Source organism: Sphaerisporangium sp. NPDC051017, from assembly GCF_040683095.1.
Taxonomy (GTDB): Bacteria; Actinomycetota; Actinomycetes; order Streptosporangiales; family Streptosporangiaceae; genus Sphaerisporangium.
The window spans coordinates 85,997-105,355 of the sequence record NZ_JBFBCI010000013.1 but is presented as its reverse complement, the minus strand read 5'-3'; the positions used below and the strand labels follow the sequence as shown (position 1 = coordinate 105,355).

Here is a 19,359-nt window from a genome sequence, read left to right as displayed (position 1 = left end):
GCGAGCCGCGTCGCGTCCACGCACGCGCGTCCGCGTTGAGTCCTCGTCTCGTTCTCCGCGCACCCCGGCCGTGACGGCCGGTGGAATATCGGATCGCGTACACGAGATCGAATACGGTGGCCATACGCTCCGCACCGATATGCGATCGGTTATAGCGATCTTATTCGGCCCGCGGATCATCATGTCCGGAAGTGGACATCGCTCAGGTCCGGTCCTTTTTAGCGATTCCGGTGCGGGATGAATCGCGTCCCCTGGTGGGCGGCTGATATCCGCGATCTCGCCGCCGTATTCGCGAAGCCGGAATCCCCGCATGCGGACGGCAACTATGGGGCTTTACCAGTTTCCTCAAGCGCAGTCAAGGCGTTGATTATCCGTTAAATGCATGGAATATCGGATGTATCACCGCAGTAAAGGCGCAGAGGAGTATTCAGGTGAAAACCCCCCCGAGCCCCCAAAGAGCACCACGTTCCACCCGCCGTCTGGCGGTCGCACTAGGAGTCGCCCTCGTCACGATCGGCATGGGCGCCGCCCAGGCGAACGCGGCCCCCACCCCCGTCAAGGACACCACGACCCAGGCCGTCCAGCAGACCGGCAAGGTCCCTGGCGGCTTCGCGTCCTGGACGGACCTCCTGGCCACCCAGGAGAAGCTGGTCAAGGCCGCCGACCGGATCACCACCGCCGCCAAGACGCAGGGCGGCGCCGGGTACGCCGGCATCATCGCCGCTCCGGAGAACCACGAGTTGCGCGTCTACTGGAAGGGGAACACCCCCGACCGCATCGGCGACCTGGTCGGCGAGCTGCGCAAGGACGTCGCCGTCAGCGTCCTTCCCGCGGCGTACTCGGCCCGTGAGCTGGAGCGGGAGATGTCCCGCCTGACCCACAAGGCCGGGAACGCGATCACCTCGATCGCGCCGAACGCCGACGGCTCCGGGCTCACCGTCTCGGGCGCCGACGCGGGCCTGACCCGCTCGGCGGTCGCCGACGCGACGGTGGCGGTCACCGTCGAGACCGGCGTCAAGCCCGCGCTGGCGTCCCGCTGGGACGACTCCCCGCCCTGGTGGGGCGGCGCGGCCTGGCGAAACGCCAACACCGGCGGCGGCTGCTCGACCGGCTTCGGCGTCGTCTACGGCGGGACCACCCGCATCCTGACCGCGGGCCACTGCGGCGACATCGGCCAGACCGCGACCGACCCGACGGGCGAGGTCATCGGCCCGGTCTCGGGCGACAACAACTCCTACGACGTCGCGCTGATCGGCACCTCTGCCGGCGGCCGCGTCTTCAACAACAACGCGGGCTCCACCTCGCCGGAGTTCAGCAACCCCGTGATCGGCACCTCCAGCTCCTACGTCGGCCTCTGGGTGTGCACCTCCGGCGCGTACTCGGGCACCAACTGCAGCGTCCAGGTGCAGCAGGTCGGCGTCACGATCAACGTGGGCTACCTGATCTTCAACACCGTCCGGGCCGAGCACTCCGCGCGCACCAACGCGGTCGGCCAGGGTGACAGCGGCGGCGCGGTGCAGGTCGTCAACTCCGCCAACACCAGCCAGGTGTACGCGGCGGGCGTCAACACCGCCATCGACACTTCGACCGCCGTGCCCTGCACCGGCTACGTCACCAGTGGCCGCACCTGCGCCTGGCGGATGTACTACGCGCCGTGGGCCAACGCCACCACCGCGTTCCCCGGAATCTCCGTCATCTTGGGCTGACGACCCGGCTGATCGGACGAGGTCTCCCACGGCGGTCGTCGTCCCGATCGGATTCGGGAAATCAGTAGGGGCCGGTGCCGCAGCACCGGCCCCGTTTCCATCTCACCGGCGCGGAGAAATCAAAGTGATCCATCCGGATGGCGCGATAATCGGATCATCGGAAAACGGAATGCGAACACCGGTTACGTTTCCGATCAATAACGCGCCACCCGCTTTTTCGTCCTATGAACGACGCGGCGCCCGATCGGATGTGCGCCCTCAGCTCCAGGTCTGCCCCTCGGGGGTGTCGGTGACCCTTCACGCCGAGGGCGGCCAGTTCGTCGCGGAGGCGGTCGGAGGCCGGCCAGTCCTTGGCCTCGCGGGCCTGGGCGCGGGCTTCCAGCAGCTCCGCCGCGCCGGGCGGCAGGACGGGCGCGACCCGCGGCTTGCCGATGTCGATCGACAGGTCGAGGCCCAGTCGGCGTGGAAGCGCTTGCGCGGGTCGACGGCCTCCAGGCGGTGGGCGGGCTTCAGCGCGTCCAGCCGATTTCCCGAAATTTCGTCGGTGAGCCTTCGCGACGATCCGGACGCCACGCGTCCGCTGACCGGGGAACCCGCGCTCGGAATCTGATAATCAGATAGGCTTGGAGCATGCGAACCATGACCGCCACTGAGGCGTCGCGACGGTTCTCCGATTTGCTGGATGCAATCGAGCGTGGTGAGACGGTCACCATCACGCGCGGAAACCACCCGGTCGCGGAGATCAGACCCGCCCGCCGGCGTACCGGAGCTGATCTCCGCGCGGCATTGGCCGACATCCCGCCCCCGGATGACGGCTTCGAGGAGGACATCACCAGCGCCCTGACCCTGCTCCATGGCGAGGAGGGCGACCCATGGGCCGACGCCTGATTCTGGACACGAACGTCCTGATCGCTTATGAGCGCGGTTCCATAGATCGCAGTGCCCTGGACGCCGATGACCTCGCGATCGCGGCGGTGACCGTCGCCGAATACCGGGTGGGCATCGAGCTCGCCGACTCGGTGGAACGTGCCGCTCAGCGTTCTCGTGCTCTGGCCGCGATCACGTCCGCTGTTGACGTGCTCGACTACACGACGGTCACCGCGGCCCATCACGCCCGCCTGATCGCATATGTGCGCCGGAACGGCAGGCCACGCGGTCCGCACGACCTCATCATCGCGGCGCACGCCCTGGAGAGCGGACGTACCGTCGTGAGTCGTGACGCCAAGGCACGCTTCGATGATCTCCCTGGCGTTGACGCGATGGCGCTCTGACCTCCCGGATCTTTCTCTCACGCGCCGGTCTCCGAAGCTCCGTGACCAGGGATGCGGAATGGCTCAGGACCAGGTCTGGCCTTCGGGGGTGTCGGTGACCTTCACGCCGAGGGCGGCCAGTTCGTCGCGGAGGCGGTCGGAGGCCGGCCAGTCCTTGGCCTCGCGGGCCTGGGCGCGGGCTTCCAGTAGCTCCGCCGCGCCGGGCGGCAGGACGGGCGCGACCCGCGGCTTGCCGATGTCGATCGACAGGTCGAGGCCGAGCACGTTGTCCAGGTACAGGAACGTCTCGAACCGCGAGCCCGGCGGCACCGACTCGTCCCGCTCCAGCTCGCGCAGCACACGCAGCGTCGTGGGCGTGTCCAGATCGTCGTCCAGGGCGGTCTGCGCGCGGTCGCGGTAGTCTTCCGCGATCGGGGCGCTCGGCGACTCGGCCCACTCGGCGACCCGCTGCCGCCACCGGCGTAGCGTGCGATCGGCCGCCTGCAGCGTGTCCCAGGTGAGATTCATCTGCTGGCGGTAGCGGTGTTCGAGCAGCGACAGCCGTACGGCCAGCGGGTCGAGCCCGGCTGCCTCGACATCGGACAGCAGCACGACGTTGCCCGTGGACTTGGCCATCTTGCGGCCGTCGAACAGCAGGTGCTCGCCGTGCACCCAGTGCTTGACGACGTCGTGGCCTACGGAGGCGTTGGACTGGGCACGCTCGTCCTCGTGGTGGGGGAAGCGCAGGTCCTTGCCGCCGGTGTGGACGTCGATGTGCTCACCGAGGAAGCGCAGCGACATGGCCGAGCACTCGATGTGCCAGCCCGGGAAGCCGCGGCCCCACGGCGTCTCCCACGTCATGTCGCGGTCGGACCCCTTCCACAGGGCCCAGTCGGCGTGGAAGCGCTTGCGCGGGTCGACGGCCTCCAGACGGTGGGCGGGCTTCAGCGCGTCCAGCCGATTTCCCGAAATCTCGCCGTACGTCGGGAAGCTGCGCGCGTCGAAGTACACCGACCCGTCGTCCAGCGCGTAGGCGTGCCCCTTCTCGATGAGCCCCTCGATCATCTCGATCATGAGGTCGATCGTCTCGGTGGCCCGGGGCGTGTACTCGGGCGGCCGGAGGTTGAGTGCGGCCGTGTCACGGCGGAAGGCGTCCTCGTAGAACCGGGCGATCTCCAGCGCCGAGCGCCCCTCGCGGCGCGCCTGCTGGAGCACCTTGTCCTCGCCGGAGGCGTCGATCTCGTCGTCATCGACGAGATGCCCGACGTCGGTGATGTTCTGACAGAGAACCGTCCCCACCCGGTGCCGTTCGAGCACCCGCCGAATCAGATCCGGCAACAGATACGACCGCAGGTTGCCCACGTGGGCATAGCGATAGACAGTCGGCCCACAGGTGTAAACACGCACGACACGCGTCCCTGGCGAGACGACGGGTTCAAGCTGCCTGGACCGGGTGTCATACAGCCACAACATGGGACCGAGCCTAGGTCATGTGAGGTCGAGCGGCACAGATCTACTGTCCCGCTCGCAGGGTCCACCTTATCGAGGCTGAAGGACCATCCCCGCGGGCGCGGGGCCGACAACCCCGCACCATAGACCACGGTGGCGCTGGTGGGACCATCCCCGCGGGCGCGGGGCCGACTGACGGCGCATTTGCCAGGGAACACGGCCGAGAGGACCATCCCCGCGGGCGCGGGGCCGACTTCTCGGCGGCACCGCCCACCACCTCCCGCCTCGGACCATCCCCGCGGGCGCGGGGCCGACGGCCGCCGTTGCCAGCCCCGGAGGTGACCGCGGGGACCATCCCCGCGGGCGCGGGGCCGACCCGCCGACCTTCGGGGTGCGGCCGCCGACCTGCGGACCATCCCCGCGGGCGCGGGGCCGACGATCCGCGTCGTACTCAAGGGCGGCGACGAGCAGGACCATCCCCGCGGGCGCGGGGCCGACGGTCCCACAGCAGGTCGCCGATGACGCCCCACAGGGACCATCCCCGCGGGCGCGGGGCCGACCGGCCCTGAACTTCAGCAAGGACATCGCGGACAGGACCATCCCCGCGGGCGCGGGGCCGACATCACCGCGATCGGGATGCGCGCCCCGCACGTCGGACCATCCCCGCGGGCGCGGGGCCGACCGCCCCCCTCGGCATCCGAACGCGACCGTCACCGGACCATCCCCGCGGGCGCGGGGCCGACCACAAAGAGAACCCCGGGGGGCGTCCCCCGGGGGGACCATCCCCGCGGGCGCGGGGCCGACACGCGTTCTCATCCATGCTCGGAGTGGCCGGAGGGACCATCCCCGCGGGCGCGGGGCCGACCGAGGCGGCTCGTTGTACCGCTGCATGAGAGTCGGACCATCCCCGCGGGCGCGGGGCCGACTCAGGGGATCCGATCAGCTCGCGCATGAGCGTGGGACCATCCCCGCGGGCGCGGGGCCGACGGGGGGTACGGCCCGCTGCCCCCGGCGACGGCGGGACCATCCCCGCGGGCGCGGGGCCGACCGGCGAGGCCCTGGCGCGCTGAGGTGAAACGACGGACCATCCCCGCGGGCGCGGGGCCGACCTCCGCACGATCCCCGCGACGCCCAACCCCGGGGGACCATCCCCGCGGGCGCGGGGCCGACGCCGGGCCGCTGGTGGATCTGGTGGCCGGGCCGGGACCATCCCCGCGGGCGCGGGGCCGACGGGAGTTTCACCGTCTGCGCGCCGGACGCCAGGGGACCATCCCCGCGGGCGCGGGGCCGACACTTGCTGAGCTGGGGCTTTACTAGCGGAAGGCGGCGAAATACTTCAGTTGCATTGTGGGCTGGGGCCTCGCTCTGAGCAGGTGCCAGTTGATGACTCGCATGCTGGCGAGCCTACGCCTTCACCGTACTGGCGTCGGGCACGGGGTTTTGTCGGTGGGCTTCTATACGCTCCGCATCCGAGATCGGAGGTGTGCATGTCGGCCGATTGGCGTGATGATTTCGGCTACGATTCGGATGTTATCCGACATCTAGGGGTGTTGTGGGGTAAATCGGGAAAGAAGGCGGGTGGTACGACTAATCTTCTTTTGTCGCATTTGCTGGACACTGCAGCGGTTGCGGAGCAGATCTGGGATTCCTATCTGGCTCCGTCGACGAAGGAGCGGTTGGATGAGATCTCGGGAGGTAGTGGGCGGCTGTTCTTCGCGTGGCTGTGCGGGGTGCACGACTGTGGCAAGGCGACACCTGCGTTTCAATGCGTGGACGATGAGGGCGCCGCGGCGGTGCGGAGGGCCGGGCTGACGTGGAACGACCACGCGGTGAAGCGCAATCCATGGCGGCATGACAAGGCCGGAGGCATGATCCTTCGCACCGTCCTGCGCGGGGCCGGTTGGGGTGCTGAGCAGATCGCGTGGGTGTGGCCTTTGGTGGCGGGGCATCATGGGTCGTTTCCGTCCGTGGGGGTGTTCGCCGGACGTCTGACAGCGCGCGGAGAGCCGCAGGGCAAGGGGCCGGGGTGGGCCAGGGCTCAGCACGCGATCGTCGAGGCCTTCACTCGCCTGCTGGGGTATGCGCACCTCGCAGACGTTGAGCCGAAGAAGCTTCCCAGCCGGGCGGTCCAGCTTCAGCTCAGCGGCTTTGTGGTCATGGCCGACTGGGTCGCCAGCGATGAGCGTCACTTCAAAGGCATTGACGATCTCGGTCGCGTGAGTCTTCAGCAGGCCAGGGTGCGTGCGGTCGCGGCATGGGAGGCGCTGGGACTCAGAGGAGGATGGGGAGCATTAGAGCTCCCGTCTTCGGAGGCCTTTCAGCAGCGGTTCGGGCATGCGGCGCGCACCTCGCAGGAACTGGTCATGCAGGCGGCTCGGCGGATGCCTGGGCCGGGCCTGATGATCGTGGAAGCACCGATGGGGGAGGGCAAGACCAAAGCGGCGTTCCTTGGAGCGGAAGTCCTTGCGGCCCGGTTCGGGGCGGATGGCGTGTACGTCGGGATGCCAACGCAGGCGACCAGCGACCCGATGTTCAGCCAGGTACGTGCCTGGCTCGCCGGCATCGATACCGACTTGGCCGATCAGGTGGCCTTGTTGCACGGCAAACGGAGATTCAACAAGGAGTGGCGCGCGCTCTTGGGCGAAGCCGAGGGCGAGCCAGATTCCCACTTCGACAGTGTCGGTGAGGACGAGTTCGGCATGGCCGAATGGTCCCTTTGTGAGGATGACGAGCCGGAACGCAAAGCGCCGGCCGCCTGGTTCCTTGGCCGGATGCGCGGGCTGTTGAGTCCGTTCGTGGTCGGCACCATCGATCAGCTTCTGTATGCGGCCACCCGCACCAAGCATGTGATGCTGCGCGCCGCCGGGCTCATGGGCAAGGTGGTGATCCTGGATGAGGTGCATGCGGCGGATGTCTATATGTCGCAGTTCCTCAAGGAGGGCCTGCGCTGGCTGGGCCAGGCCCAGGTGCCCGTGATTCTGCTGTCGGCCACATTGCCCCCGGCGCAGCGCCAGGAGCTGGTTGCCGCCTACCTTGCCGGGGCCTCCTCTCAAGAGGAGTTCGACGTGCAAGGGCTGCCCAAGCCTCAGGGGTATCCCAATATCACGACCGCCTGCCTGGCCGATGGCCGGGCCGCCTATGAGGTGGGGCATGTTGGGCAGTGGCGCGACGACCTGAAAGTCTCGGTCACCGTTCTGGCAGAGCCGTCCGCGACAGAAGGCGAACAGGACCGCGCGGCTGCCGATCAAGTCGCTGATCTCTTGGCAAAGCGGCTCACCGATGGGGGCTGCGCACTGGTGATTCGCAACACCGTCCCGCGCGCCCAGGCCACCTACGAGGTGCTGCGTGGTCGTTTTGGCGATGAGGTGCGGCTGCTCCATGGGCGGATGACCGCGGCGGACCGAGCTGAGAAGACCGAGGAGTGCCTGAACCTGCTCGGTCCCCCCACCCCCGAAGGACCTGGTCGCCCAGGGCGGTTGATCCTGGTGGCGACTCAGCTCGCTGAGCAGTCCTTCGACGTGGACGCCGACCTGCTGGTCACCGACCTGACGACCATCGACCTTCTGCTCCAACGCCTGGGGCGCACGCATCGCCATACGGGTGTCACCCGGGCTGCACGCGTCAGCTGTCCGGAAGTCGTCATCACCGGATTTGCTCCCAGAGACGGGCAACCTCCGTGGATCCTTCCGGCCAGCGAGAAGATCTACGGCCGGTACCTGCTGCTGCGCACCGCCGCTGTCGTTTGTCAGGCCGCGGACGGGCAATGGTCCATCCCAGGCGACGTGCCGCGATTGGTGCGACGCGTCTACACCGCTTCGGATGAGCTCGTCCCACTCCGCTGGGCGGGCGCTGAGCACAAGGCCAACGCCGAGTGGCAGGCCGACCAGCAGGAACGAGCGAAAAGCGCGGAACACTTCCTGCTCACTCGGCGGGGCGAGCACGCCAGTCCCACGCTGGACGGTCTGCATTACGGAGCGGCCTACGGCAGCGTGACCGAGGAGAAGCTACAGGCGGTTGTACGTGACGGTGATCCCAGCGTGGAGGTCGTGTTGGTACGCCATGACGGCCGTGGATACCGGACGCTGGGCGGCAGGTGGCTCGGGGTGAACGGCGAGGCACGGTCGGACGACCTGCTGGAGGAGGTCCTGGGCGCCACCGTCCGGCTGCCTCCTACGCTCACCAAACCGGCCGAAGACGAGCTCGCACCGCTGGACGGCTGGCGAGATCACCCCTGGCTCAAGCGCACGCGCGCGCTGGTCGTGGACGAGTTGGACGTTCGAAGCCTCGGCGAATACAGCGTCCGATATGACAAGCAGCTGGGGTTTGTGGTGGACGGGGGCCCGCGACGGCTAGGCGGATCACAAAAGTGAGAGTGATTCGCATCCTTTCTGGCCAGCGATTCGGTTCAGGCGCTGAGCGCTAAAGGCGCATACCCGTGAAATCCCCGCGAAGCGGGGCCAATCGTGACTCAAGACATGGCTAGGAGCCATCCCCGCGCCTTCCGGAACCGGCCCGGAAATAGTGAGGCAGGACCACTCTAAGCATTTCCCGACCGAAGAGGCCGGTCGTCTGGCACGCTGGTTCCCGAGAAGTTTCTAGACATGGCTAATTCGAGGATTTCTCATGCCCGTGTACGAGCTGATCGATTCACCATGGTTACCTTTGCGGCCAAAAGGCAGCATAACCGCTGAAGAGTACCCACTTCGCCGGGCGCTGCTCGACGCACACGAGTTCGACTCCCTGGTGGTCGATCTCCCCACCCACATCCCATCCCTGCTTCGGCAGGTCCTTTTGCCAGTGGTCATGGACGCTCTGGGGCGCCCGCGTGATGAGGCCGAGTGGGCACGCAGGTTCCACGCAGGCCGCTTTTCCGATGCGGAGCGAGACAACCTCGGCTCCTACCTGGACGAGCATCAGCCGCGCTTTGACCTGTTCCATCCCCAGGCACCCTTCGCGCAAGCAGGGGGACTGAGGACCGACAAGAACGAGACCAAGGGATCGGCGCTGCTGGTCGCCACGGCCGCGTCGGGAAACAACGTCCCGCTGTTCGCCAGCCGTACCGAGGGCGATCCGCTCCCGCTCACCCCGGCACAGGCGGCCAGATGGCTGCTGCACACCCACTGCTGGGACACCGCCGCCATCAAGTCCGGCGCAGCGGGAGACCCGAAGGCCAAAGCCGGTAAGACGATGGGAAATCCGACCGGTCCGCTCGGTGCGCTCGGCGCGGTGATACCGGTCGGACGCACGTTGTACGAGACATTGCTGCTCAACCTGCCGTTCGGCGTCCAACCCGTCGATGACCGGCCGCAATGGCGCAACGATCCCTTCGGGCCGGAATGGCGTACGTACGCCCCCACAGGTCTGCTCGACCTGTGGACATGGCAGTCACGTCGCATCCGGCTGATCCCCGAGGAGACAGAGGACGGCATCCGTGTCTCGCGCGTCGTGCTGTGCGCGGGAGACCGCCTGCAGGCGGTGCCCGAATGGGAACCCCACACCGCCTGGACATTTCAGCCAGCGGCCAAGAGCGCTCCTGGAACGTTACGGCGACCTCAGCGGCACTTCCCGGGCAAGGCCGCGTGGCGCGGCTTGGAGGCGCTTCTTGCCTCAGAGCGGCAAGACGGCGACGGACGCTTTGAGACCTCGGTACTCCTGCGTCAGCTTGCCGGTCTTCAGGCCCAAGAGCTTCTGGACTACGACTACCCGCTCATGGTTCAGACGATCGGCATCACCTACGGCACCCAATCGGCAGTGGTGGAGGATATCCAATTCGACGCCATCCCGCTGCCGGTGGCGGCGCTGCGCGCGGACGACGAGCTGTACACGGTGTTGCTGGAGGTGGCCCAGCAAGCCGAAGATCTCGCCAGCGCCGTCAACAACCTGTCGGCAGACCTTCGCCGAGCCGCCGGCGCCGACCCGATCCCATGGGACAAGGGGCAACGCCCCGGCCAGTACGTCCTGCACGCGCTCGACCCGCTCGTGCGGCGGCTGCTCGCCGGAGTACAAGCCGCGGACGATCCTGACCTGCTGGAGCGTGGACGTGTCGCGTGGGAGAAGGCCGCCCACGGCCGCATGTGGGACGTCGCGGAGAAGGTTCTGGCGACCGCGACGCACGGCGAGTTCGTCGGGCGCGCGGTCGACAAGAACGGCCGCGAGGTGATCTACCGGCTGGCGACCGCCGAGCAGAACTTCCGGCGTCGACTCAAGGCCATCCTGACCCGCTACGCCGAGCCCGCCGATGACCTGGCCGTTCAAGACATCACACCGGTTGCCGAACCTCTACCGCACTGACCCATGAAGGTGAGGACGCACATGGCCGTGCCCAACGACCGGCCCGCACGCTACTGGACCCGGTACATCACCACCGAGGGAACCTGGCGCAGAAGCGAAGGCAGCCCCCCCGGCGAAGAACTGGCCGCCCTGCGCGCCGGGCTTGGCCGCGAGCCGGGAACCGTGCCGGCGCTGTGGCCGCACTACCGCTCCCGCGTCGATGACCAGCTCGCTCGCCGCAGCCGGGTCTCAGAAGAGCAGAAAGCCGAGCACGCGGCTCTGGCGCTGTATGGCTTGCATCAGCAGTCACGGTCCGAACCCATGCACCGGCCCAAGGTACGCCTGGGACAGGCACTGCGCCGACTCCACCAAAGCGGCAAGTTCACCCAGGACGCGGTCAACCGCCGAGTGAACGCCGCGGCATCCGCCACCCAGGTCTCCGCCCTGCTCACCCACCTACGCGGCCTGATCACCCAGCTGCGTACGATCGGCCAGCCACTCGACTACGACCTGCTGCTGGACGACATCCGCGCATGGCAGCGCCCGGAGACCCGCCAACGCGCGCGCCGCCGCTGGGGCTTGGACTACTACGGCTGGTCAACCTCCGACCAGGCCACCCCCGACCCGCAACCCGCCACCGCCCCCGACCTGCCCTGACCGCCGGTTCTCCGACAGTCGGCCGTCTTCCCCTTTTCCGTTCTGGAGCCACTCATGGACAAGCCCCTCTACATCGACGTCCACATCGTGCAGACCGTCCCCCCGGCCAACCTCAACCGTGACGACCAGGGCAACCCCAAGGAGGCTTACTTCGGCGGCGTCCGCCGCGCCCGCGTGTCCTCCCAAGCCTGGAAGCGCGCCACCCGCACGGCCTTCGCCGCACACGCCCCCGAGCAAGACCACGCCACCCGCACCAAGCGCATTCTCGCCGAACTGGCCAAACGCCTGGCCACCCGCACTGGCCTGGAGGCCGAGCAGGCCACCCGAGTGGCGGCCAAGCTCCTGGAACCGCTCGGCATCAAAGAAGGCAAGAAGGCCGGGAACACCGCCTACCTGCTGTTCTTCGGCTACCGGCAACTGGAAGACATCGTCGACCTGGTGGCCGGCCACGCACACGACCTGGCGGACCTGGAGGACGACCAGCTCGCCGCCGCCATCAAGGACGTGCCGGTCGCCCAGAAGCTGCAAACCGGCCACCCGATGGAGGTGGCGCTGTTCGGGCGGATGGTCGCCGACATCCCCTCGTTGAACGTCGACGCCGCCACCCAAGTGGCGCACGCGCTGTCCACCCACGCGGTGGAGCTGGAGTTCGACTACTACACCGCGGTCGACGATGAGAACCTCAAAGAAGAGACCGGCGCCGGGATGATCGGCACCATCGGCTTCAACTCCGCCACCCTGTACCGCTACGCCACCATCGGCATGCACCAACTGACCAGCAACCTCGGCGACACGGACGCCGCGCTGGACGCGGTCCAGGCATTCCTCCAGCACTTCTCCCGATCGATCCCCTCCGGCCACCAGAATTCCTTCGCCCACCGCACCCTGCCCAGCCTTGTCGCGGTCGTCGTCCGAGATGATCAGCCGGTCAACCTCGTCTCCGCCTTCGAAAGGCCCGTCACCTCGATCGCTGATCACGACGAAGGAGTGGCCGAGCTCTCGGCCCTTCGCCTCGCCTCCGAATACCAGCGGGCCATCCACCAATGGGGCGACACCCCCGTCCACACCGGCATCTGCCACACCTTCGCCGCCGACTCCGGCACCAGCACGCGACTGGAATCGGCCTTCGGGACCCCACAGACCTTTCCGGAACTTCTCGCCGGACTGCACGGCGCGCTGGTCGAGTCCATCAAGCAGGCAAAATGACCCCCTGTTCGACGTTGGTGCTTCGCCTGGGTGGCCCCTTGCAATCCTGGGGTGACCGCAGCGTGTTCAACCGCCGCGACACCCGCCCCGAGCCCACCAAGTCGGGAGTCCTTGGACTGCTCGCCGCCGCAGCCGGCAGACCTCGAGAACAACCCCCGGGGGAACTGCTGGACCTGCGCATGGGCGTGCGCGTTGACCAACCCGGCACACTGCTGCGGGACTACCACACCGTCAGCGACTACCGCGGACGACCTCTCCCACAGGCCGGCGTCTCGGCCAAGGGCGTGCAGAAACTCACCTCGCCCGCCAAGTACACCCACATCACCCAGCGGTTCTACCTTCAGGACGCGGTCTTCCTCGCCGTGCTGGAAGGCCCTGCACCGCTCGTGCGAACCCTCGCTGACGCGATCAAGCGCCCAGCCTTCCCCTTGGCTCTCGGACGCCGCTCCTGCGTCCCGACCCAGCCGCTCCTAATCGCCGTCCGCGACGCCCCCCTGGAGGAGGTCCTGCACGCCGAACCCTGGCAGGCCACCGAGCAGGCCAAAGCCCTCTACTCCCGCCGCGGACGGGCACGTCCGGCCACCGTGGACCTTTCCGCCACCGTGGACGACCCCGAGGGCCAAGACTCCCTCAACGACGTGCCGCAATCCTTCGCCCCGCGCGACCGGCGCTTTTCCAGCCGCCGGATTCGCCACACCTGGGTGACCCTGCCAACCGGCTTCCCCCAACCCGACACCGCCGCCAACGGCCACGACCCATTCGCCCTGCTGGGCTGGTGACCCCCATGACCTACCTATCCCGCATCCGCATCAACCCGCTGCGCGAAAGGAGTCGGCTCTTCCTGGCCAGCCCGCACGCCATGCACGGCGCCGTCATGCACGCCATTCCCGATGACCCGACCGGTGAGCGCATCCTGTGGCGACTGGACGCCGACAACCCCCACCGCCCCTTCCTGTTCGTGCTCACTAAGACCAGGCCCGACTGGACGCACCTGGTCGAACAGGCAGGATGGCCCGAAGCCGACGGGGAACACGCGGCCGTACGCGACTACGCACCGCTACTCGCCCAGATCGCCACCGGCAGAGAATTCGCCTTCCGTCTCACCGCCAACCCTGTGCAGAACACCTCAAAACCGATCAAGCCCACCACCACGCAGGCCGAACAAATCGCAGACGGCAGACAACGCTCCTTCCGCATCAGCCACCGCACCGCCACCCACCAACTCGACTGGTTTCTCAGCAGAACCCAGCGCTGGGGCTTCGAGATCCCTCAAGCGCGCACCGATGCGCCCGCCCCAGGCATCGAGCCCTACGAAGGCACCTGCACGCCGCCCCGCGAACTCCGGATCACCGCACGGAGCCAGCGATCGTTCAAGAAGCAGGGCAACAGCAAACCCGTCGTCCTCCATATCGTGACCTTCCAAGGGGCCCTGCGCATCACCGATCCGGCCGTGTTCACCGAAAAGCTGCTCGGCGGCATCGGCCCGGCCAAGTCCTACGGGTGCGGCCTGCTCACCCTCGCCCCGCTTCCGACCGGCCGGTGAGGCGAGATTTGGCTGACATCTGGTGGAAAGCCCACCCCCACGACCTGCACCGCGTCTCCGACCGCGTCTCCAGCGTCTATGTCGAGCGCAGCCACATCGACCGCGACGAGAACGCCGTGGTCATCATCAACAAGCGCGAGACCGTGCGTGTCCCCGCCGCGATGGTCGCCGTCATGCTGATGGGCCCCGGCACCCGCGTCACCCACGGCGCGATCCGCCTGCTCGCCGACTCCGGCACCACCGTCTGCTGGGTCGGCGAACAAGGGGTGCGCATGTACGCTGCCGGACTGGGCCCCGCACGCGGCGCCGGGCTCCTCCATCGGCAGGCCTGGCTGGTCACCCGCCCCAAAGAACGCCTGAGCGTCGCCCGTGCCATGTACGCGATGCGTTTCCCCGGCGAGGACGTCTCCGCCGCCACCATGCAGCAACTCCGCGGACGCGAGGGATCACGCATCCGCAAGCTCTACCAGGCCCACTCCCAGCGCACCGGCGTCGCCTGGAACCGCCGCGAATACCGAGCCGGCGACGCCCACGCCGCGGGCGACGACCTCAACCGGCTGCTGTCGGCCGCCAATGCCGCCCTCTACGGCATCTGCCACGCCGTCATCGTCGGCATCGGAACCAGCCCCGGCCTCGGATTCGTCCACACCGGCTCGGCGATCTCGTTCGTCCTGGACATCGCCGACCTCTACAAAGCCGATTACACCATCCCCCTGGCCTTTGACCTGGCCGCCAAAGGCCTCACCGAAGAACGCGACGCCCGCATCGGCCTGCGCGACCGCATCGCCCAAACACGACTTCTGGATCGCATCGTCACCGATATCAAAACCCTCCTGGCACCCGAAGGATCGGACCTCCCCGACGAGGACCTCAACCAACTCTGGGACGACAAACTCGGCACCGTCGCAGGCGGCGTCAACTGGGCCGACGACTCCGACCTGGCCATCAACCTCGGCCTCGACCTGGTCCAGCCGACAATGGGGGAGGACCACATCGCCATCATCGGCCCCGAATTCGACACTCCCACCGCCGCCTCATGACCGTCATCGTCCTCATCGCCGCCGCCGAAGGCCTCCGCGGCCACCTCACCCGCTGGATGGTCGAAGTCAACGCCGGAGTCTTCGTCGGAAACCCCAGTCGCCGTATCCGCGACCGACTCTGGGACCTGCTCGCCACCCGCATCGGCGACGGCCAAGCGATCATGGTCGAACCCGCCGCCAACGAACAAGGCTGGACCGTCCGCACCGCCGGCAAAGACCGCTGGCACCCCACCGACTACGACGGCCTCATCCTCTCAGCCCGCCGCCGAACCCAACCGAACGACAAACGCCTCGCAGCCAGCTAATGTCGCAGGTCAGCAAGTGTCGCCCCCGCGCCCGTGGGGATGTTCCGGTGCCCCGCCCCGCACGGATCTCGAAGAGGTCGTCGCCCCCGCGCCCGTGGGGATGTTCCCGGGGGCTCACCTTCGGGGCCGGTGACTCTGAAGTCGCCCCCGCGCCCGTGGGGATGTTCCCGGGTACGCCACGGTGACCGCGAGCTCGGCGACGTCGCCCCCGCGCCCGTGGGGATGTTCCCCCCAAGAAGCTGCATCTGCTGGTCGAGCCGTCGTCGCCCCCGCGCCCGTGGGGATGTTCCGAGGACAAGGTCGCCGAGCTGACCGGCCCGCAGGTCGCCCCCGCGCCCGCGGGGATGTTCCGCCACACCACCGCCTCGTCCTGCGCGATCGCCCGTCGCCCCCGCGCCAGCGGGGATGTTCCCACGTCGCACTTGCGGCGGCGGACGTCACCACCGTTGCCCCCCGCGCGGGGATGTTCCCGCCACGTTCACGATCACCCTGCCGAGCGACTTGTCGGTCGCGCGCCCGCGGGGGTGTCCCGCGAAGGCGTCGAACGTACGTCCCCACCCATTGCCCCTCTCGGGCGGTGATGTTCATTTGCCGAGGTCTGCATGGAGTGAGGTCACGGCGCGTGCCGCTATGGCACGTCAGTGTCATCCGGTCGCGACAGGATCGGACTCGCGGCGTATCCAGTCGCGAAATCGACTCTGCGGTGGGAAGGCGGACGGCTTCCGCGTTGTGGGTGGTGAATCGCCAGCGGGCCCAGACCGTCTTACCGGGTCCATCCGGCGGTCTGGTGACGCCGGAGTCTTCGTCGGCAATCCCAGTCGCCGGATCCGCGACCGCCTATGGGACCTGCTCGCCACCCGCATCGGCGACGGCCAAGCGATCATGGTCGAACCCGCCGGCAACGAACAAGGCTGGACCGTCCGCACCGCTGGCAAAGACCGCTGGCACCCCACCGACTACGACGGCCTCATCCTCTCAGCCCGCCATCGAACCCAACCAAATGAAAACCGCCTCCCCGCCGGCTAATCGCCCAGGTCAGCAAGTGTCGCCCCCGCGCCCGCGGGGATGTTCCGCGCCGTCCTGCTGATGGCCCTGGCGGTGGTGGGTCGCCCCCGCGCCCGCGGGGATGTTCCGACGACGAGGAACCCGACGAACGTGCGGTTGTCGTCGCCCCCGCGCCCGCGGGGATGTTCCCTCTGCCTAGCGGCAGATTTCGGTTCCGTCTGTGTCGCCCCCGCGCCCGCGGGGATGTTCCCACGAGGCCCTTTACCTGAACACCAGGACGGGAGTCGCCCCCGCGCCCGCGGGGATGTTCCTTTCCGTCAGGCTTGCCTGTGGTGATGGCGTCAGTCGCCCCCGCGCCCGCGGGGATGTTCCCACGCCCTCCGCCAGCCGCGCCCCTGCTGTGGCGTCGCCCCCGCGCCCGCGGGGATGTTCCCAGTTTCCTCATCGGCTGCCCGGACCCGCTGATGTCGCCCCCGCGCCCGCGGGGATGTTCCGCACTCGGCGGTACAGGCGGCGGCCAGTAGGACGTCGCCCCCGCGCCCGCGGGGATGTTCCTCGAGTCGTTCGGCTACGGGCATGCCCCGGCCCGTCGCCCCCGCGCCCGCGGGGATGTTCCATGCGCTCGCCGGTCGTGCGGGTGAGCTCCTGAGGTCGCCCCCGCGCCCGCGGGGATGTTCCGGTGTCCACCGTGGACCTCATACGCGCGTGGATGTCGCCCCCGCGCCCGCGGGGATGTTCCTCGCGAAGGCCCCAGCGCTGATCACGATGCGCGGTCGCCCCCGCGCCCGCGGGGATGTTCCCTAGCTGGCGTCGCGCAGCTTCTTGGCCAGGTCGTCGCCCCCGCGCCCGCGGGGATGTTCCCCGGCCGCTCAGCGCCTCGTCGGCCAGCTCGTCGTCGGCCCTTGCGCCCGCGGGGATGTTCCGACCTATCCGCACGTCCACCAGCACGCGCTCGGGTCGCCCCCGCGCCCGCGGGCATGTTCCCAGAGGTCTTCTTCCCACGCTGGGGCCGGCTTACGGGGCCTCGGGGTCGAGGAAGGCGAGGATGTCTCTGTCGCCGCGGTCGCGAAGGCGGGTGAGGACCTCGTCGCGGGTGGCGCCGTCAGGGAGGCCGATGCGGGCGCCGATCAGGCGGAGGGCTTCGGCCTCCGAGGCGACGGGGGCGGTGTAGCCGATGAGGTGCAGGGCCATGTTGATCGGGGGGAGGCCGGGGGCGGCCTGGGGGAGGTAGCGGGTCAGCAGCTCGCCGCCGTCGGAGACGGTGAGGAAGATCGAGTCGCCCTCACCGGCGTTGTAGTCGGCGAGGACGGCCCTGATGGAGCCCATCGTGGGCTGGTTATGCCAGCCGATCACGACGTCGCCGGACGGGGTCGAGGTGGTGAGCGAGCCGCCCGGGGCCATGCCGAGGTGGGCGGCGAAGCCGGTCGGCAGCGGGGAGCCCGAGCCGCGCAGGTGCTCGGCGTTCACGTCCACGCGGTGCCACCAGCGGCCGTCTCTGCTGCGGAACGAGCGGCGGGTCATCGACACGTCGCGGCGCGGGTGGTACGGCTCGGCCTGCTCGGGGGCGGCGACGCGGATCCACCCCCGCTGGGTGCGCTCGAAGCCCGGGCCGCCCGCGTAGGCGCGCACGGAGCTCTCGCTGACCTCGTACCGCGCGGTGAGGTTGGCGACGATGCTGTTCACCGAGGCCTCGCCGCCCGCGCGCTCGATCTCGCGGACGATCATCTCGCGGATGCCGATGTACTCCTCGCCGCCCCAGCGCGACAGCCCGTACCGGTTCCTGTCGACGCGCAGGAAGCGGTCGTCGGCGGTGAGCTGGTTGCGGATGCCGACCAGGCTGTAGTCCTCGCCGATGCGCGCCTGGATCTCCTCGGGGCTGAGCGGCGCCTCGGCGACGGCCAGCACGGCCTCGGCCTTCTCGTTGACGCTGCGCGGCCAGGGGACGACGTGGCCCTCCAGGATGCGCAGCTGCGGGACCGAGGCGAGCCACCGCTCGGCGACGTCCTCGCGGACGCCGAGCTGGGCCACCATCGACACCGCCTCGGGCAGCTTCACCGGGCCGCCGGTGAAGAGCTGACGCGTCTTCTCCTTGAGCTCGTCGGCGCCGCCGGCGACCAGCCAGCCGTCCACCTGGTCGTACCCGGTGAGCAGGGTGCGGATGAACCGCCAGGCGGGCACGCCGAGCGTCGCCAGGTCCGTGCGGTGCCAGGGCGCCGCCGCCGCGAGGTCGTCCGCAGGGACGGCAGAGCCTAGGCGGCCGCGCAGCCAGGTGAGGTGGGCGGCCAGCGGGGTGGCCTCGGGCGTGGCCAGCCGGCCCTGGACGTGGTCGCGCAGGTCGCGCTCGATCTGGCGGATGCGCTCGCGGGTGACCGAGAAGCGCTGCGCCAGCTCGTCCAGCGTGGCGCGGCGCTCGGCGTAGACGCGGTCGCGGGCGATGGCGCGCTGCCGGTCGTCGAGGACGGCGAAGATCTCGTCGATCAGCTCGGGGATCGGCCGGTCGCCCTTGGCGGGCGCGGCGGCGGTGGCGGCGTCGCGCGCGGCGGAGGCATTGTCGGAGGCCAGCAGGCGCTCCAGAACACCGGTGAACACGGTGAGCGCCAGCTCGCGGTCGTCGGCGACGCGCAGCCCCTTGTCGGGGTCGGTCATGCGGACGAGGGGGAGGATGTCGCCGAGCGGCAGGTGTCCCCAGCAGGCCGTGGCGAGGTCGGCGAGCCGGGCCGCCACCTGGGCGGTTCCGATGACCAGGCAGGCCCGGTCGATCGGGAGCGCCTGCCACCACGCCTCCGGTAGGCGGGGGTCGCTCGCGATCGGCTCGACCTGGCCAGGTGCGGTCCAGCGCAGGGGAGGCACGATGTCGCTAAGGCTCAAATTCATGGGGGTCCAACCGGAACGGGGCTTGGGCGGGACGAGACGGAGTCTTATCCGCGG

The 19,359-nt window shown here is 69.0% G+C and carries 15 protein-coding genes and 3 CRISPR repeat arrays; of the genes, 13 read left to right on the top strand and 2 right to left on the bottom strand.

The window, feature by feature from the left end; translation table 11 throughout:
• The first annotated feature begins 431 nt into the window (after positions 1-431).
• The 4 genes from AB0M95_RS14170 to AB0M95_RS14155 all read left to right on the top strand — a co-directional run bounded on the left by AB0M95_RS14170 (position 432) and on the right by AB0M95_RS14155 (position 2,977).
• The gene (locus AB0M95_RS14170; RefSeq protein WP_363763549.1) at positions 432-1,706 is read left to right on the top strand and encodes a hypothetical protein; all 1,275 of its coding nucleotides are present in this window, start codon (positions 432-434) and stop codon (positions 1,704-1,706) included.
• Positions 1,707-1,995: 289 nt separating this feature from the next.
• Positions 1,996-2,316 (top strand): hypothetical protein, encoded by a 321-nt coding sequence (locus AB0M95_RS14165; protein ID WP_363763546.1) that lies wholly within the window; start codon positions 1,996-1,998, stop codon positions 2,314-2,316.
• Between the two features lie 29 nt (positions 2,317-2,345).
• Entirely contained in the window at positions 2,346-2,594 is a 249-nt protein-coding gene (locus AB0M95_RS14160) for a type II toxin-antitoxin system prevent-host-death family antitoxin (protein WP_363763543.1), read from the top strand.
• Entirely contained in the window at positions 2,579-2,977 is a 399-nt protein-coding gene (locus AB0M95_RS14155; RefSeq protein WP_363763540.1) for a PIN domain-containing protein, read from the top strand. The genes AB0M95_RS14160 and AB0M95_RS14155 overlap by 16 nt, the downstream gene beginning before the upstream one ends.
• 63 nt (positions 2,978-3,040) lie before the next feature.
• Here the strand turns inward: AB0M95_RS14155 and cysS are convergent, their stop codons facing one another.
• Positions 3,041-4,429, bottom strand: coding sequence for a cysteine--tRNA ligase (gene cysS / locus AB0M95_RS14150; protein ID WP_363763538.1), 1,389 nt, complete (start codon positions 4,427-4,429; stop codon positions 3,041-3,043).
• Between the two features lie 80 nt (positions 4,430-4,509).
• Positions 4,510-5,697: direct repeats of the CRISPR family, unit length 28 nt; unit sequence GGACCATCCCCGCGGGCGCGGGGCCGAC.
• A 195-nt stretch (positions 5,698-5,892) separates the two neighbouring features.
• On the opposite strand from cysS, the gene cas3 reads away from it, so the two are divergent.
• From cas3 to cas2e (AB0M95_RS14105), 9 genes are all read left to right on the top strand, one after another.
• The gene (gene cas3, locus AB0M95_RS14145; RefSeq protein WP_363763535.1) at positions 5,893-8,775 is read left to right on the top strand and encodes a CRISPR-associated helicase Cas3'; all 2,883 of its coding nucleotides are present in this window, start codon (positions 5,893-5,895) and stop codon (positions 8,773-8,775) included.
• Between the two features lie 259 nt (positions 8,776-9,034).
• Positions 9,035-10,696 carry a type I-E CRISPR-associated protein Cse1/CasA gene (casA, locus tag AB0M95_RS14140; protein WP_363763532.1) on the top strand — a complete coding sequence of 554 codons (1,662 nt, stop codon included), beginning with the start codon at positions 9,035-9,037 and terminating at the stop codon, positions 10,694-10,696.
• Positions 10,697-10,717: 21 nt separating this feature from the next.
• The gene (gene casB, locus AB0M95_RS14135; RefSeq protein WP_363763529.1) at positions 10,718-11,332 is read left to right on the top strand and encodes a type I-E CRISPR-associated protein Cse2/CasB; all 615 of its coding nucleotides are present in this window, start codon (positions 10,718-10,720) and stop codon (positions 11,330-11,332) included.
• A gap of 54 nt (positions 11,333-11,386) precedes the next feature.
• Positions 11,387-12,538, top strand: coding sequence for a type I-E CRISPR-associated protein Cas7/Cse4/CasC (cas7e, locus tag AB0M95_RS14130; protein ID WP_363763526.1), 1,152 nt, complete (start codon positions 11,387-11,389; stop codon positions 12,536-12,538).
• Positions 12,535-13,317: a type I-E CRISPR-associated protein Cas5/CasD gene (cas5e, locus tag AB0M95_RS14125; RefSeq protein WP_363763523.1), complete on the top strand. Its 783-nt coding sequence runs from the start codon at positions 12,535-12,537 to the stop codon at positions 13,315-13,317. The genes cas7e and cas5e overlap by 4 nt, the downstream gene beginning before the upstream one ends.
• 5 nt (positions 13,318-13,322) lie before the next feature.
• Positions 13,323-14,081 carry a type I-E CRISPR-associated protein Cas6/Cse3/CasE gene (cas6e, locus tag AB0M95_RS14120; protein WP_363763520.1) on the top strand — a complete coding sequence of 253 codons (759 nt, stop codon included), beginning with the start codon at positions 13,323-13,325 and terminating at the stop codon, positions 14,079-14,081.
• Positions 14,082-14,089: 8 nt separating this feature from the next.
• On the top strand, positions 14,090-15,121 hold the full coding sequence (gene cas1e, locus AB0M95_RS14115; RefSeq protein ID WP_363763517.1) for a type I-E CRISPR-associated endonuclease Cas1e: 1,032 nt from the start codon (positions 14,090-14,092) through the stop codon (positions 15,119-15,121).
• Positions 15,118-15,426: a type I-E CRISPR-associated endoribonuclease Cas2e gene (cas2e, locus tag AB0M95_RS14110; RefSeq protein WP_363763514.1), complete on the top strand. Its 309-nt coding sequence runs from the start codon at positions 15,118-15,120 to the stop codon at positions 15,424-15,426. The genes cas1e and cas2e (AB0M95_RS14110) overlap by 4 nt, the downstream gene beginning before the upstream one ends.
• Before the next feature lie 18 nt (positions 15,427-15,444).
• Positions 15,445-15,896: a CRISPR direct-repeat array (repeat unit 28 nt; unit sequence GTCGCCCCCGCGCCCGTGGGGATGTTCC).
• A gap of 160 nt (positions 15,897-16,056) precedes the next feature.
• Entirely contained in the window at positions 16,057-16,452 is a 396-nt protein-coding gene (gene cas2e / locus AB0M95_RS14105; protein ID WP_363763511.1) for a type I-E CRISPR-associated endoribonuclease Cas2e, read from the top strand.
• An 18-nt stretch (positions 16,453-16,470) separates the two neighbouring features.
• A CRISPR array of direct repeats spans positions 16,471-17,415; the repeat unit is 28 nt; unit sequence GTCGCCCCCGCGCCCGCGGGGATGTTCC.
• Positions 17,416-17,445: 30 nt separating this feature from the next.
• Here cas2e (AB0M95_RS14105) and AB0M95_RS14100 read toward each other — a convergent pair.
• Positions 17,446-19,305 carry a sigma factor-like helix-turn-helix DNA-binding protein gene (locus tag AB0M95_RS14100; RefSeq protein WP_363763508.1) on the bottom strand — a complete coding sequence of 620 codons (1,860 nt, stop codon included), beginning with the start codon at positions 19,303-19,305 and terminating at the stop codon, positions 17,446-17,448.
• Positions 19,306-19,359: the final 54 nt, after the last annotated feature.

What these genes read in the sequence shown, in the direction of transcription:
- AB0M95_RS14160 (WP_363763543.1), top strand. Translation starts at nt 2,346, where the DNA reads ATGACCGCCACTGAGGCGTCGCGACGGTTCTCCGATTTGCTGGATGCA.
- AB0M95_RS14155 (WP_363763540.1), top strand. Translation starts at nt 2,579, where the DNA reads ATGGGCCGACGCCTGATTCTGGACACGAACGTCCTGATCGCTTATGAG.
- cysS (WP_363763538.1), bottom strand. Translation starts at nt 4,429, where the DNA reads ATGTTGTGGCTGTATGACACCCGGTCCAGGCAGCTTGAACCCGTCGTC.
- cas3 (WP_363763535.1), top strand. Translation starts at nt 5,893, where the DNA reads ATGTCGGCCGATTGGCGTGATGATTTCGGCTACGATTCGGATGTTATC.
- casB (WP_363763529.1), top strand. Translation starts at nt 10,718, where the DNA reads ATGGCCGTGCCCAACGACCGGCCCGCACGCTACTGGACCCGGTACATC.
- cas7e (WP_363763526.1), top strand. Translation starts at nt 11,387, where the DNA reads ATGGACAAGCCCCTCTACATCGACGTCCACATCGTGCAGACCGTCCCC.
- cas5e (WP_363763523.1), top strand. Translation starts at nt 12,535, where the DNA reads ATGACCCCCTGTTCGACGTTGGTGCTTCGCCTGGGTGGCCCCTTGCAA.
- cas6e (WP_363763520.1), top strand. Translation starts at nt 13,323, where the DNA reads ATGACCTACCTATCCCGCATCCGCATCAACCCGCTGCGCGAAAGGAGT.
- cas2e (WP_363763514.1), top strand. Translation starts at nt 15,118, where the DNA reads ATGACCGTCATCGTCCTCATCGCCGCCGCCGAAGGCCTCCGCGGCCAC.
- cas2e (WP_363763511.1), top strand. Translation starts at nt 16,057, where the DNA reads ATGGCACGTCAGTGTCATCCGGTCGCGACAGGATCGGACTCGCGGCGT.
- AB0M95_RS14100 (WP_363763508.1), bottom strand. Translation starts at nt 19,305, where the DNA reads ATGAATTTGAGCCTTAGCGACATCGTGCCTCCCCTGCGCTGGACCGCA.